The organism is Streptomyces sp. NPDC058955, assembly GCF_042741435.1.
Classification (GTDB): Bacteria; Actinomycetota; Actinomycetes; order Streptomycetales; family Streptomycetaceae; genus Streptomyces.
Genome location: NZ_JBHYKM010000012.1, coordinates 41392 through 55520, shown reverse-complemented (window position 1 = coordinate 55520; position 14129 = coordinate 41392). Strand labels below are relative to the sequence as shown.

The 14129-nt window shown below is 72.1% G+C and carries 8 protein-coding genes; 6 read left to right on the top strand and 2 right to left on the bottom strand.

What is annotated here, in order from left to right:
• Positions 1-51: 51 nt before the first annotated feature.
• Positions 52-942, top strand: a complete 891-nt coding sequence (locus ACFW1I_RS07955; RefSeq protein WP_384667249.1) for a YceI family protein — start codon at positions 52-54, stop codon at positions 940-942.
• Positions 943-954: 12 nt separating this feature from the next.
• Here the strand turns inward: ACFW1I_RS07955 and ACFW1I_RS07950 are convergent, their stop codons facing one another.
• Positions 955-1197: a hypothetical protein gene (locus ACFW1I_RS07950; RefSeq protein ID WP_319013888.1), complete on the bottom strand. Its 243-nt coding sequence runs from the start codon at positions 1195-1197 to the stop codon at positions 955-957.
• A 130-nt stretch (positions 1198-1327) separates the two neighbouring features.
• Here ACFW1I_RS07950 and holA point away from each other — a divergent pair, with 130 nt between their 5' ends.
• On the top strand, positions 1328-2323 hold the full coding sequence (holA, locus tag ACFW1I_RS07945; RefSeq protein WP_384667246.1) for a DNA polymerase III subunit delta: 996 nt from the start codon (positions 1328-1330) through the stop codon (positions 2321-2323).
• A 309-nt stretch (positions 2324-2632) separates the two neighbouring features.
• Here holA and rpsT read toward each other — a convergent pair whose 3' ends face one another.
• A complete protein-coding gene (gene rpsT / locus ACFW1I_RS07940; protein ID WP_030494120.1) occupies positions 2633-2899 on the bottom strand; it encodes a 30S ribosomal protein S20 in 267 nt (88 codons plus the stop codon).
• A gap of 207 nt (positions 2900-3106) precedes the next feature.
• Between rpsT and lepA the strand changes: the two genes are divergently transcribed.
• From lepA to hemW, 4 genes are all read left to right on the top strand, one after another.
• Positions 3107-4975, top strand: coding sequence for a translation elongation factor 4 (gene lepA, locus ACFW1I_RS07935; protein WP_384667242.1), 1869 nt, complete (start codon positions 3107-3109; stop codon positions 4973-4975).
• Positions 4976-5155: 180 nt separating this feature from the next.
• On the top strand, positions 5156-7033 hold the full coding sequence (locus ACFW1I_RS07930) for an AMP-dependent synthetase/ligase (protein WP_384667239.1): 1878 nt from the start codon (positions 5156-5158) through the stop codon (positions 7031-7033).
• A gap of 126 nt (positions 7034-7159) precedes the next feature.
• Positions 7160-12805, top strand: a complete 5646-nt coding sequence (locus tag ACFW1I_RS07925; protein WP_384667236.1) for an AAA domain-containing protein — start codon at positions 7160-7162, stop codon at positions 12803-12805.
• Between the two features lie 57 nt (positions 12806-12862).
• On the top strand, positions 12863-14095 hold the full coding sequence (gene hemW, locus ACFW1I_RS07920; protein WP_384667233.1) for a radical SAM family heme chaperone HemW: 1233 nt from the start codon (positions 12863-12865) through the stop codon (positions 14093-14095).
• Positions 14096-14129 lie beyond the last annotated feature (34 nt).

The window sequence follows — 14129 nt, the reverse complement described above, 5'->3', positions numbered from 1 at the left end:
CGAATGCCGACTCGTTGCATAGTGAACGAGTCGCACGGGGGTGCGTTGAGGATGTTCGGTGGTCTCTTCGGGAAGCGCGGGAACGGCGCGGCCGGCGGCCGGGGCGGTGCCCTCGCCGGCGTCGCCGTGCCGGCCTCGGCCGGGGTGCTGAGCTGCCGGGTGCTCGACCCCGTGCACGAGCCGCTGCGGCAGGCGGAGTTCGCCCTCACCGACACGGCGGGCCGCCGGGTGCTGGGCGGGGAGACCGACCCGTACGGCACTCTCCTCGCCACCGTCCCGGCCGGCGAGTACCGGATCGCCGTCACCTCCGACGGGTACACCCCCCACCACGCCACCGCCGTGGTGGCCCAGGGTGCCCACGCCGACCTCGGGGACGTCATGCTGCAGGTCGCCCCGCAGCCGCCGCTGCCCGAGCCCGGCGACTGGGAGATCGACCCCGCCCACTCCCAGATCGGCTTCACCGCCCGGCACATCGGGCTGGCGCGGATCCACGGACGGTTCAACAGCTTCGCCGGCGCGATCCGGATCGCCGACCGCATGGAGCACTCCGCGATGCACGTCGTCATCGACGCGGCCTCCATCGACACCGGCGTCCAGATGCGCGACGACCACCTGCGGTCCGGGGACTTCCTCGACGTCGGTGTCCACCCGACCATCGAGTTCTTCAGCGAGCGCTTCACCCACCGCGGCGGCACCCGCTGGAACGTCACCGGCGCGCTCAGCCTCCACGGCGTGAACCGCACCGTCACCCTGGACACCCAGTACCTCGGCCTCGGCAGCGGCCTGGAGGGCGAGACCCGCTGCGCCTGCCGCGCCACCACCGAACTCCACCGCGAGGACTTCACCCTCACCTGGCAGACGCTGCTCGCGCGGGGCATCGCCGTCGTCGGTTCCAGCATCTCCATCGACCTGGACGTCCAGATCGTGCAGAAGGCCGGCTGAGCGGGGCCGCCGCTACGGGGCCTCCAGCCAGCCCTCGTACTCGGCGGCGAAGGCGTCGAGCGCGGCCGGGTCGAGCCGGCCGTCCGGGTCCTCGACCACCACCAGCCACTGGGCGTCCTCGGCGTCGTCCTCGCCGGCCAGCGCGTCCCGGACCAGCTGCGGCTCCTCGGCCACGCCGAAGCGGCCGGCCAGTTCCTCGGCCACCTCCTCGGCGGCGTCGCGGTCGGGGAGCACCAGTACGTGTCGTTCACTCACCGGGCCATTCTCGCCCGGGCGGCGCCGGAGCCTCGACGGGGTCCGCCGCGTTGCAGGGGTCCGCCGCCTTGCAGGGGTCCGTCGCCTCGCCGGGGTCCGCTGTCGGTGGGCCGTGGGATGCTGGATCGCGATGGCCACCAGAAAGACTTCCAGCGACGATCTCCTCGGCCCCGTCACGCTCGCCGTGGGCCAGGAGGACCTGCTCCTCGACCGTGCCGTCCGGGAGGTGGTGGCGGCCGCGCGGGCCGCCGACGCCGACACGGACGTACGGGACCTCACCCCCGACCAGCTCCAGCCCGGGTCCCTCGCCGAGCTCACCAGCCCCTCGCTCTTCGCCGAGCGCAAGGTGCTGATCGTGCGCAACGCGCAGGACCTCTCGGCGGAGAGCGTCAAGGACGTCAAGGGGTACCTCGACGCGCCCGTCGAGGACATCACGCTCGTCCTCCTCCACGCCGGCGGCGCCAAGGGCAAGGGGCTGCTCGACGCGGCGCGGAAGGCGGGGGCGCGGGAGGTGGCCTGCCCCAAGACCACGAAGCCCGCGGAGCGGCTGACCTTCGTCCGGCAGGAGTTCCGGGCGCTCGGGCGGTCCGCCACGCCCGAGGCGTGCCAGGCGCTCGTCGACGCCATCGGCAGCGACCTGCGGGAGCTGGCCTCGGCGGTCACGCAGCTGGTGGCGGACGTCGACGGGACGATCGACGAGGCGGTCGTCGGGCGGTACTACACCGGGCGGGCCGAGGCGTCCTCCTTCAACGTGGCCGACCGGGCCGTGGAGGGGCGGGCGGCGGAGGCGCTGGAGGCGTTGCGCTGGTCGCTGTCGACCGGGGTCGCGCCCGTCCTGATCACCAGCGCCCTCGCACAGGGCGTACGGGCCATCGGCAAGCTCTCGTCCGCGCGGGGCGGGCGCCCCGCCGACCTCGCGCGCGAGCTCGGCATGCCGCCGTGGAAGATCGACCGGGTGCGGCAGCAGATGCGGGGCTGGACCCCGGACGGCGTCGCCCTGGCCCTGCGGGCCGTCGCGGAGGCGGACGCGGGGGTGAAGGGCGGCGGGGACGACCCCGAGTACGCCCTGGAAAAGGCGGTCGTCGCGGTGGCCCGCGCGGCGCGGGCGGGACGCGGGGGGCGCTGAGCGCCGACCGCGCATTGCCGCCGACCGCTGAGGCGGGCGGGTGGGCCGGTTGCCTGCTGGGCACCCCGCCCAGTCCCCACGGCGCTACCGTCCACCCCACCCCACCCCACCCCGCCCCCAGGCAAGGCGAAGGCCCCGGTCGCCTCCTGGGGAAGGAGGGGGCCGGGGCCTTCGTGTTACTGCTCTGTGGTCCCGTACACGCGTGGCGAACGCGTCTCGCGTACGGGCCGGGGGGCCGGGCGGGAGCGGTAGAGAGGGTCCGCTGGGTCCCGTACGGCCGGGTACAGCCTGAGATCAGGAGATCCGGACTCAGCCCTGGAGGGAGGCAACCTTGATCGCCAGCGCCGACTTCTTGTTGGCGGCGGCGTTCTTGTGGATGACACCCTTCGAGACGGCCTTGTCGAGCTGACGCGAGGCGGCACGGGCGGCCACGGTGGCCTTCTCGAGGTCGCCGGCGGCGACAGCCTCACGGGCCTTGCGGATCGCGGTCTTGAGCGACGACTTGACGGCCTTGTTGCGCAGGCGCGCCTTCTCGTTGGTCTTGTTCCGCTTGATCTGGGACTTGATGTTCGCCACTGAAAGAGCCTTTACAGGTTCGATGTTTCTTCAGGTATGTGCCACGCAGCTGAGAGGGCACACGAGACACAGCTGTCCACGGTATCAGGCGTCGTCGCGGCCCCCCAAACGGGGAGCGGGAGCGCCCGAACCGGACGCCCGGCGGCGGGCATGGGACGATGGGGGCTACGTATCCGTTCCGAACACCGCCCGAGACGAGAACCCTGCGTGCCCGCGACTCCTACCAACGTGCCCGAGCCGAGCCGTACCGACCCGGCTCTGATCCGCAACTTCTGCATCATCGCGCACATCGACCACGGCAAGTCCACGCTCGCCGACCGGATGCTCCAGCTGACCGGTGTGGTCGACCAGCGGCAGATGCGCGCCCAGTACCTCGACCGGATGGACATCGAGCGTGAGCGCGGCATCACGATCAAGTCCCAGGCGGTCCGGCTGCCCTGGGCCCCCACCGAGGGGCCGGAGCAGGGGCGTACGCACATCCTCAACATGATCGACACCCCCGGGCACGTCGACTTCACCTACGAGGTGTCGCGGTCGCTGGCCGCCTGCGAGGGCACGATCCTGCTGGTCGACGCGGCCCAGGGCATCGAGGCGCAGACCCTCGCCAACCTCTACCTGGCGATGGAGAACGACCTCACCATCGTCCCGGTCCTCAACAAGATCGACCTGCCGGCCGCCCAGCCGGAGAAGTTCGCCGAGGAGCTGGCCAACCTCATCGGCTGCCAGCCGGAGGACGTCCTCAAGGTCTCCGCGAAGACCGGCATGGGCGTCGAGGCGCTGCTCGACCGCGTCGTCCGGGACATCCCGGCCCCGGTGGGCGTCGCCGACGCCCCCGCCCGCGCGATGATCTTCGACTCCGTGTACGACTCGTACCGGGGCGTCGTGACGTACGTCCGTGTCGTCGACGGCCAGCTCAACAAGCGCGAGCGCATCCGCATGATGTCGACCGGCGCCACCCACGAGCTGCTGGAGATCGGCACCAACTCGCCCGAGATGCTGCCGGCCGACGGTCTCGGCGTCGGCGAGGTGGGCTACCTCATCACCGGTGTGAAGGACGTCCGGCAGTCCAAGGTCGGTGACACGATCACCTCACAGTCCAAGGGGGCGACCGAGGCGCTCGGCGGGTACAAGGACCCGAAGCCGATGGTCTTCTCCGGTCTCTACCCGCTGGACGGCTCGGACTACCCCGAGCTGCGCGACGCGCTCGACAAGCTGCAGCTCAACGACGCCGCGCTGGTCTACGAGCCGGAGACCTCCGCCGCCCTCGGCTTCGGCTTCCGCGTCGGCTTCCTCGGCCTGCTCCACCTGGACGTGATCCGCGAGCGCCTGGAGCGCGAGTTCGGCCTCGACCTGATCGCCACCGCCCCCAACGTGGTCTACCGCGTGGTCATGGAGGACGGCAGCGAGCACACGGTCACCAACCCGAGCGAGTTCCCCGAGGGCAAGATCGACGAGGTGTACGAGCCGGTCGTGCGCGCCACGATCCTCGCGCCCACCGAGTTCATCGGCTCGATCATGGAGCTGTGCCAGAACCGGCGCGGCACCCTCCTCGGCATGGACTACCTCTCCGAGGACCGGGTCGAGATCCGCTACACCCTCCCGCTGGCCGAGATCGTCTTCGACTTCTTCGACCAGCTGAAGTCCAAGACCCGCGGCTACGCCTCGCTCGACTACGAGCCCACCGGCGAGCAGTCCTCCAGCCTGGTCAAGGTCGACATCCTGCTGCACGGCGACAAGGTGGACGCCTTCTCGGCGATCACCCACAAGGACGCCGCCTACGCGTACGGCGTGCGGCTGGTCGCCAAGCTGCGCGAGCTCATCCCGCGGCAGGCGTTCGAGGTGCCGATCCAGGCCGCCATCGGCTCCCGGGTCATCGCCCGCGAGACCATCCGCGCCATCCGGAAGGACGTCCTCGCCAAGTGCTACGGCGGTGACATCTCCCGTAAGCGGAAGCTGCTGGAGAAGCAGAAGGAAGGCAAGAAGCGCATGAAGATGGTCGGCTCGGTGGAGGTCCCGCAGGAGGCGTTCATCGCCGTCCTGTCGAGCGACGAATCCGCCGGCAAGGGCAAGAAGTAGTCGGCTCGGCCGACAGGAACGGGTCCGTGTGCCACCGGCGCGCGGACCCGTTCGTTATCCACAGGCTCTTACGCGCCGGACGTCGGCGCTCTAATCTGAAGCCCCCCGAAGGTTACTCGTGAGTTAGTTACGCATCCGTAGTTGCACCCCAACAGGCACCGCCGCCGCCCGGAGGACGACGTGAGCGACAACCAGACCCAGATCGACAACCGGCCGCCCTCCGTCGCGGCGCTCTTCCTCGAACGGGTCGAGCGCACTCCCGACGCGGAGGCGTACCGCCATCCGGTCCCCGCCGCCTCCGGCGCCGGACCGGACGACTGGAAGTCGCTCAGTTGGGGTCAGGCCGCACAGCGCGTCTACGCCATCGCCGCCGGTCTGATCGACCTCGGCGTCCGGCCCGAGGAGCGGGTCGCCCTCGCCTCCTCCACCCGGGTCGAGTGGATCCTCGCCGACCTCGGCGTCATGTGCGCCGGCGCCGCGACCACCACGGTCTACCCGCAGACCAACGCGGAGGAGTCCGCCTTCATCCTCTCGGACTCCGAGTCGAAGGTGCTCATCGCCGAGGACGCCGCGCAGCTCGCCAAGGCGGTCGAGCGCCGGGCCGACCTGCCCGGACTCCACCACGTCGTGGTCGTCGACCCCGAGGGCGCCGACACCTCCGAGGAGTGGGTGCTCACCCTCGCCGAGCTGGAGGCGCGCGGAGCGGCGTACCTGGAGAAGCACCCGGAGGCGGTCAAGGAGCGGGTCTCCGCGATCACCGCCGACCAGCTCGCCACCCTCATCTACACCTCCGGCACCACCGGCCGCCCCAAGGGCGTCCGCCTGCCGCACGACAACTGGTCGTACATGGCCAAGGCCATCGCCGCCACCGGTCTCGTCACCCGGGACGACGTCCAGTACCTGTGGCTGCCGCTCGCCCACGTCTTCGGCAAGGTCCTCACCTCGGGTCAGATCGAGGTCGGCCACGTCACCGCCGTCGACGGCCGCGTCGACAAGATCATCGAGAACCTGCCGGTGGTCCAGCCGACCTACATGGCGGCCGTCCCCCGCATCTTCGAGAAGGTCTACAACGGGGTCGCCGCCAAGGCCCGGGCCGGCGGCGGCGCCAAGTACAAGATCTTCCAGTGGGCCGCCGGCGTCGCCCGCGAGTACGCCAAGGTCACCCAGGACAACTTCCGCCGCACCGGCACCGCCTCCGCGCCCTTCGGCCTCTCGGCCAAGCACAAGGTCGCCGACGCCCTCGTCTACGCCAAGATCCGCGAGGCGTTCGGCGGCCGGCTGCGCGCCTGCGTCTCCGGCTCCGCCGCCCTCGCCCCCGAGATCGGCTACTTCTTCGCCGGCGCCGGCATCCACATCCTGGAGGGGTACGGCCTCACCGAGTCCTCCGCCGCCTCCTTCGTCAACCCCGGCGAGGCGTACCGCACCGGCACCGTCGGCAAGCCGCTCCCCGGCACCGAGGTCCGCATCGCCGACGACGGCGAGATCCTGCTCCGCGGCCCCGGCATCATGGAGGGCTACCACGGCCTGCCCGAGAAGACCGCCGAGGTCCTGGAGGCCGACGGCTGGTTCCACACCGGCGACATCGGCGAGCTCTCCGCCGACGGCTACCTCAAGATCACCGACCGCAAGAAGGACCTGATCAAGACCTCCGGCGGCAAGTACATCGCCCCGGCCGAGGTCGAGGGCCAGTTCAAGGCCGTCTGCCCGTTCGTCTCCAACATCCTCGTCCACGGCGCCGACCGGAACTTCTGCACCGCCCTCATCGCCCTCGACGAGCCCGCCCTCCTCGGCTGGGCCGCCGAGCACGACCTGGCCGGCAAGACGTACGCCGAGGTCGTCGCCGCCCCGGAGACGGTGAAGCTCATCCAGGGCTACGTCGACCGCCTCAACGAGGGCCTCCAGCGCTGGCAGACGATCAAGAAGTTCCGCCTGCTGCCGCGCGACCTCGACATCGAGCACGGCGAGCTCACCCCGTCCCTGAAGCTGAAGCGCCCGGTCGTCGAGCGCGAGTACAAGGACCTCATCGAGGAGATGTACGCGGGCTCGCGCGAGGCGTGATCCCGACCGTCCGGGGCATATCGCCCGGGCAGGCGGCGGGATCGGACAACCGGAACCCGGCTGTCACAGCCGACGCTTAGGATCTCCGCAGGATCTTCACGTCGGTCGTCCGTCAGCGAGGTAACCGTGTCCGAATCCGCCGCCGTGCCCGAGGACGCCGCGCGCGTCCGGCAGATATTCCGTTACCTCGCCGAGGTGGGCGGAAGCCGGACGAAGCCCGTGCGCCACGACGACGGTGCGCGGCACGCCTTCTGGTTCGGCGAACTCCCGCCGCAGTTCCAGGACTTCCTCCGGGGGCCGGTCGGGGGTGACCGGCCCCTGTGGCTGAGCGCGGAGCGGCCGACGCGCAGTCAGCCGCCCGCCCCGCCCCAGCCCCTCGCCGCCTGGCTGGAGGCGGCCCACGTACGGGACTCGGAGCGCGACGAGGCACCGCGGACACGCCCCGCCGCGGACGTGTCCGTCTCCGAGGTGACCCCCGACGGCAGCACCACCACCCGCCTGGTCACGACCACCCTCGACGACTACCACCGGCGGGACGAAGTGCTGGCGCAGCACGAGGAGTGGGTGCCGCGCTGGGACGCCTGGGCCCGGCACGACCGCCTCATGAGGCCCCTGGTGCGGGCCTACGACCGGCTCTACCGCATCCACGAGGACGTCAGCGACCTCGGCGAGAGCTTCGAACTCCTTCTCGGCCTCGGCCACCTGACCTGGCAGTCGGGCGACGAACCCGTCCGGCGCCACCTCATCACCTGCCGCGCGGTCATCGCCCTCGACCCGGACACCGGCGCCCTCTCCGTCGGCCCGGACCCCGAGCACGGCGCCTTCGTCCTCGACGAGTCCATGCTCGACGCCGATCAGAAGGCCCGTGCCCACACGCGGGAACTGGTTCTCAAAGACCTCGAAGCGGCCGGCGACGCCACCGAGCCGGACGGCCTCGACCTCCTGCACCGGGCCCTCAACACCTGGGCCATCGCGGCCCACCAGTCGGGCGAGTACGTTTCCGACCCCGCCCGCCCCGTCCGAAGCGGCCCCAGGACCGCACCCGTCGTCCACTTCGCCCCGGTCCTCCTCCTGCGCGAGCGCACCCGCCGCAGCATGCAGGAGGCCCTCCAGAACGTCGCCCGCCTCATCGAGCACGGCGCCGAGCCGACCCGGCTGCTGAGGGCGATCGCGGGCACGGACGACACCGCCCGGCTCGACGGCCCAGGCCACCCCGATGGCCGGGACGAGGCCGGAGACGGCGCCCTGCCGCAGGAGCTCTACTTCGCCCTGCCCTCCAACGACGAGCAGCGCACCATTGCCGAACGGCTGCGGGACCGCAGCCTCGTCGTCGTCCAGGGACCGCCCGGCACCGGCAAGACGCACACCATCGCCAACCTCGTCACCGATCTGCTCGCCCACGGACAGCGCGTGCTGATCACCAGCCATACCTCACGCGCCCTCAGGGTCCTCAAGGAGAAGCTTCCCCCCTCCGTGCGGGAGCTCTGTGTGAGCCGCACGGACGAGCTGACGGCCCAGCAGGAGCTGGAGCAGTCGGTCAAGGCGATCCTCGACCGGCAGGGCGAGTTCTCGCCGCGGGACTACGAGCGGCGCATCAAGAGCCACGGAGAGAAGCTGCGCACCGCCCGCTCCCTTCAGGCCGGCTCGCTCAAGGAACTCCGCGCCATCCGGGAGCGGGAGACCTACCGCCACCCCAGGGACATCGGCGACTACCACGGCACCCTCGCGCAGATCGCGAGCCGCCTCCACGCCGAGCGCCCCGCCCACGCGTGGATCGGCGCCGTCCCCGCCCCGGAACCCGTCATCGGCGCCGAGGCACTGGCCGAACTCCGGCGGGCCTCCCTCGCCTTCACCTCGCGGCACCGCGCCCTGGCGGCCTCCGTCTCCGCGAAACTCCCCACGGTGCAGCAGCTCCTGTCCGGGCCTGAGTTCGCCGAGGCCGTGGCCTCCGTCCGGACCGCGGAGGCCGACCTGGCGGCCCTGCGGGAGGCGCCGCAGGCGTCCGGCTTGGACGGCGTCGTCTCGGGCCTCCCCGTGGACCGGCAGGAAGGCCTGGCCCGCGCCTTGGACGACTTCCTCACGGCCCTGGCCGAGACTGCGCAGGAGCGGACGGAGTGGTTCGTCACGCTGCGCGGGGAGGCGCTGGACGGCAAGGAGCACGAACTCAGGGACCGGTCCGACCGTTCCCGCACAGCCCTGTCCGCGGCCCGGGAGGCTGCGGATTCCTGCGGGAACGCCCTGGTCAGCGGTTTGGAGGCGCTGACCGTGGCGGACGCGCTCGGCCTTGCGACCACCCTCCGCGACGGCCTGGCCGCGGGCGACAGGCTCCGCGGCCCCCTCGGCCTCAAGACCCGTCTGCGCAAGGCGGTGGGGGACTTCCCGGAGACCGTGAAGGTCGACGGACAGGCCCTGCAGACCCAGGCCGCCGCCGAGACCGTGCTCCAGCGCGTACGCCTGGAGCGCCACCTCCAGGAGACCGAGGAGGAGTACGGGACCGCCGAGCCCTGGCAGTCGCCCTCCCGCAGACTGGCGCGGCTGCGGCAGCAGGTCCAGGCCCTGGAGACCCTGGTGGCCCTGGCCGACCGCCGCGCGGCGCTCGTGCGGGCGGCAGCGGGCGTCCCCGCCCTCGCGGGCCTCGCCTGGCAACAGGAGGAACCCCGGACGACCTTGGCGGCGCTGATGCGCGCCCACGCCACCAGCCGCAGGGCCGCCGCCCCGCGCCGGCGGCTGGAGGAGACCACTACTGTCCTCGGCGCCGCCGCCCTGCTGCGGGGCGCCCCGCCCGCCGTGGACCGGGCCCGGCGGGCGGCCGAGGAGCGGGACGTGAAGGCGTACGCCGAGGCGACCGGGGAGCTGGAGGAGCTGCGGGAGGCGCTGGCGCGCAAGCACGCCTGCGACCTGGCCTACTCCGTGGTCGCCGACCACTTGCCCGAGCTCGCGGACCGGCTGGAGGTGGAGGCTGAGCTTTCCGTCTGGGACGAGCGGCTGCGCCGCTACGAGGAGGCGTGGGCCTGGTCGGCCTGGAGCGCCCGGATGGAGGAGCTGACCGACCCCGCCGCCGAGCGACGGGCCCTGGCACGCCTCTCCCAGGCCGACACCGACATCCGCATCGGTCTGGAGCGGCTCGCGGCGGACAAGGCGTGGTACGGCTGCCTCTCCCGGCTCACCGACGACCAGGCGGTCGCCCTCACCTCGTACCAGCAGAGTGTCAGACGGCTGGGCAAGGGGACCGGGAAGCACGCGCACCAGTACCGGCAGCAGGCCCGGGAGAGCCTCAAGGCGAGCCAGGAGGCCGTCCCGGCGTGGATCATGCCGCTGCACGCGGTCACGGACACCGTCCCGATGGACCGGTCCGGCCGCTTCGACGTGGTCATCATCGACGAGGCGAGCCAGTCCGGCCCCGAGGCGCTGCTCCTGGCCTGGCTCGGCGCCAAGATCGTCGTGGTGGGTGACGACAAGCAGGTCAGCCCGGCCAACGTGGGAATCGACCACGACGAGCTCTTCGCCATCCAGCGCCGGGTGCTCAGCGGCCTTCCCGACTTCCGGCGCAACCTCTTCGCGCCCACGGCGAGCTTCTTCGACATCGCCTCCGGCCTCGCCGGCGGGCGCGGACGCCTCATGCTGCGCGAGCACTTCCGCTGCATGCCCGAGATCATCGGTTTCTCGAACGAGCTCTGCTACGGCGGCAAGCTCCAGCCGCTGCGGCAGTACGGCGCCGACCGGCTGCCGCCGCTGCGTCCGGTCCACGTGGCCGACGGCTATGTGGAGGGCACCGGACAGAAGCAAGTCAACCGGCCGGAGGCCGAGCGCCTCGTGGAGGAGGTGGTCCGGTGCATCGAGGACCCCGCCTACGCGGGCCGCACCATGGGTGTGATCACGCTCCTCGGGCAGGGCCAGAAGTACCTCGTCGAGGACCTCCTCGCCGACCGCGTCCCCCTCGACGAACGGCAGCGCCGCCGTCTGAGGGTGGGCAGCGCGGAGGAGTTCCAGGGCGACGAGCGGGACATCGTCTTCCTCTCCACGGTGGCCTCGCTGACCGGTCCCGACGGGCCGCGCAGGATCGGCCCCTACAGCAGCACGCTGTCTCAGCAGCACATCAACGTGGCGGCTTCCAGGGCGCGGGACCAGGTCTGGCTCTTCCACAGCCTCGCGCTGACCGAACTCGCCGAGTCGGACTTCCGCCGGCGCTACCTCGACTGGTTCTCCCGTCCCGCCGAGCAGCTGGACGGCTCGGACCTCGGCGTCGTCACGGCCGACGAACCCCACGAGGCCTTCGACAGCCTCTTCGAGCAGCGGGTCTTCCTGGCCCTGCGGCGGAAGGGCTACCGGGTCCGCCCGCAGTACCCCGCCGGGCGATACCGGATCGACCTCGTCGTCGAGGGCGGTACGCGACGGCTCGCCGTCGAATGCGACGGGGACGCGTACCACACGGAGGAGAACGCGGACGCGGACGCGGCCCGCCAGCGCGAGCTGGAGCGGGTCGGGTGGACTTTCGTACGGATCAGGGGCAGTCGCTTCTTCTTCGACCCGGACATGGCACTGGAGCCGCTCTGGGCGGAACTCGACCGGCTCGGCATCGAGAAGGCGGGTGGCGAAGCCCAGGCCGCCGGGGGCATGCGGGACGGTTCGGTCCCGGCTTCCGTGCGGGACACCGTCCGGGAGCCCGACCCGGAGCCGAGACAGGAGACGCGACCCGACCCGGCGCCCGAGCCCGACCCGGCTCCCAAGCCTGACCCGGCTCCCGAGCCCGACCCGGCTCCCGAACCCCGGTCCGTCGCTTCGGCGGCGGTAGCGGGTCGGCGGTCCGAGGCGGCGAAGACCGCTGCACCCGCCCGGGGCGCGGTGGACGTGGCCACAGGACGCCCGACGGAACAGGGTTGGACACTGGACCGGGCGGGCTTCCGCAGCATCGCGTGGCTGACCCGCGGGGAGGTGAACGCGGCCCAGCACGCCTTCAGCAGGCGGACGACAGCACCCAGGGCTCGGTTCCTGCCGGGCGCGGGGCCCGAGGGAAGCGATGCGGTGGAGGTCGTGCGTCTCGGGCGCACGCTCGTCCGGCTGTCCCACGAGGAGGTGGAGGGGCTCATCAGGGCCGTCGTGGCGCGCACGGACGTGCCCGTCCTCGTGGGGGCTCGCCAGGTCGCACTCGTGTGCCACCACGACTCGCGGTCTCCTGAATCGAAGCAGCAGAAGGGGCACATCGAGCTTCTGCGTCCCGTCACGCCCGCACCGGGGGAGGCGCTTGGGCCGCCTGAGAAGGGCTCCGCTCCGCCTCGGCCCGAAGCGAAGCCGGACCGGCCCGCAGAGGGGGTGCGCCGCCCGCACGTGAAGCGGCTTTCCCTCATCGCCTACCGCAGGGTTCAGCGTGAGCTCAATCTCATCAGGGACGAGCTGGAGACCCCGGAGCCCGAGGTCGTGGCCGTCGACTCCGCCTCCTGGCGCGCCCAGCGGTCCGATCGTGACCAGCGGCGCAGGTTGCTCCAGGACCGCAAGGAGTTCCTGCGGGCGGTACTGGACGGCGTGGAGGTCGACCCCGAAAGCGGTGGAGGAGCCCTCGTCGTCCCGGGGTGTCTCGTCGGCGTCGAGGAACCGGGCGAGGACGGCATCACCACATACGAGATCGCTCTGCGTGCAGGGGACGAGGCGGAGCGGCTGAGCCCGTACACCCCGCTCGCGGCTGCGCTGATGTGGCGGGAGGTCGGCGACACCGTGCGGTGGAGCACGGAGGACGGGTGTGCGCACAGTGTGATCGTCCGGTTCGTGGACGGCTGAACGCACGGGACCGGTGACACGGACGCCCACCTCGGGCAGTACGGGACAATGGGGCTCATGCCTTCCGTACTGCCCGATGGTGAGCCCGTGCCCGACGACGGGGCGCTGCCCCCGCGTGCCCTCGAAGGGGCCGGGGAGCGGCCGCTCGGGTTCTACCTGCACGTGCCGTACTGCGCGACGCGCTGCGGCTACTGCGACTTCAACACGTACACCGCGAGCGAGCTGCGCGGTACGGGCGGTGTGCTCGCCTCCCGCGACAACTACGCCGAGCAGGTCGTCGAGGAGATCCGGCTCGCCCGGAAGGTCCTCGGGGACGACCCGCGGCCCGTGCGGACCGTCTTCGTCGGCGGCGGCACGCCGACGCTGCTCGCCGCCGGGGACCTCGTACGGATGCTGGGGGCGATCCGGGACGAGTTCGGGCTCGCGGACGACGCCGAGGTGACGACGGAGGCCAATCCGGAGTCCGTGGACCCGGCCTACCTCGCCGAGCTCCGGGAGGGCGGCTTCAACCGGATCTCCTTCGGCATGCAGAGCGCCAGGCAGCACGTCCTCAAGATCCTCGACCGCACGCATACGCCCGGGCGGCCCGAGGCCTGCGTCGGTGAGGCGCGGGCCGCCGGGTTCGAGCACGTCAACCTCGACCTCATCTACGGCACGCCCGGGGAGTCCGACGACGACTGGCGGGCCTCGCTGGACGCGGCGATCGGCGCCGGGCCCGACCACGTCAGCGCGTACGCCCTGATCGTCGAGGAGGGGACGCAGCTGGCGCGGCGGATCCGGCGCGGTGAAGTGCCCATGACGGACGACGACGTGCACGCCGACCGCTACCTGATCGCCGACGCGGCCTTCGAGGAGGCGGGCTTCTCCTGGTACGAGGTGTCCAACTGGGCCACCTCCGAGGCCGGGCGCTGCCTCCACAACGAGCTGTACTGGCGCGGCGCCGACTGGTGGGGCGCGGGGCCCGGCGCGCACTCGCACGTGGGCGGCGTCCGGTGGTGGAACGTCAAGCATCCCGGCGCGTACGCCGCCGCGCTCGCGGGCGGGAAGTCGCCGGGGGCCGGGCGGGAGATCCTCGCGGAGGAGGACAGGCGGGTGGAGCGGATCCTCCTCGAACTGCGGCTTCGGGAGGGCGTCGAGCTCTCGATCCTCAAGCCGGCGGGCCTCGCCGCGTCCCGCCAGGCGCTGCGGGACGGGCTGCTCGATGCCGGCCCGTACGAGGCGGGGCGGGCGGTCCTGACCCTGCGCGGCCGGCTGCTGGCGGACGCGGTGGTGCGGGACCTGGTGGACTGACGGGCGCGGCGCGGCCGTGGCGCGGGCCGGCGCG

Bases quoted from the DNA above. Each gene is read 5' to 3' on its own strand.
- ACFW1I_RS07955 (WP_384667249.1), top strand. From the start codon at position 52: ATGTTCGGTGGTCTCTTCGGGAAGCGCGGGAACGGCGCGGCCGGCGGC.
- holA (WP_384667246.1), top strand. From the start codon at position 1,328: ATGGCCACCAGAAAGACTTCCAGCGACGATCTCCTCGGCCCCGTCACG.
- hemW (WP_384667233.1), top strand. From the start codon at position 12,863: ATGCCTTCCGTACTGCCCGATGGTGAGCCCGTGCCCGACGACGGGGCG.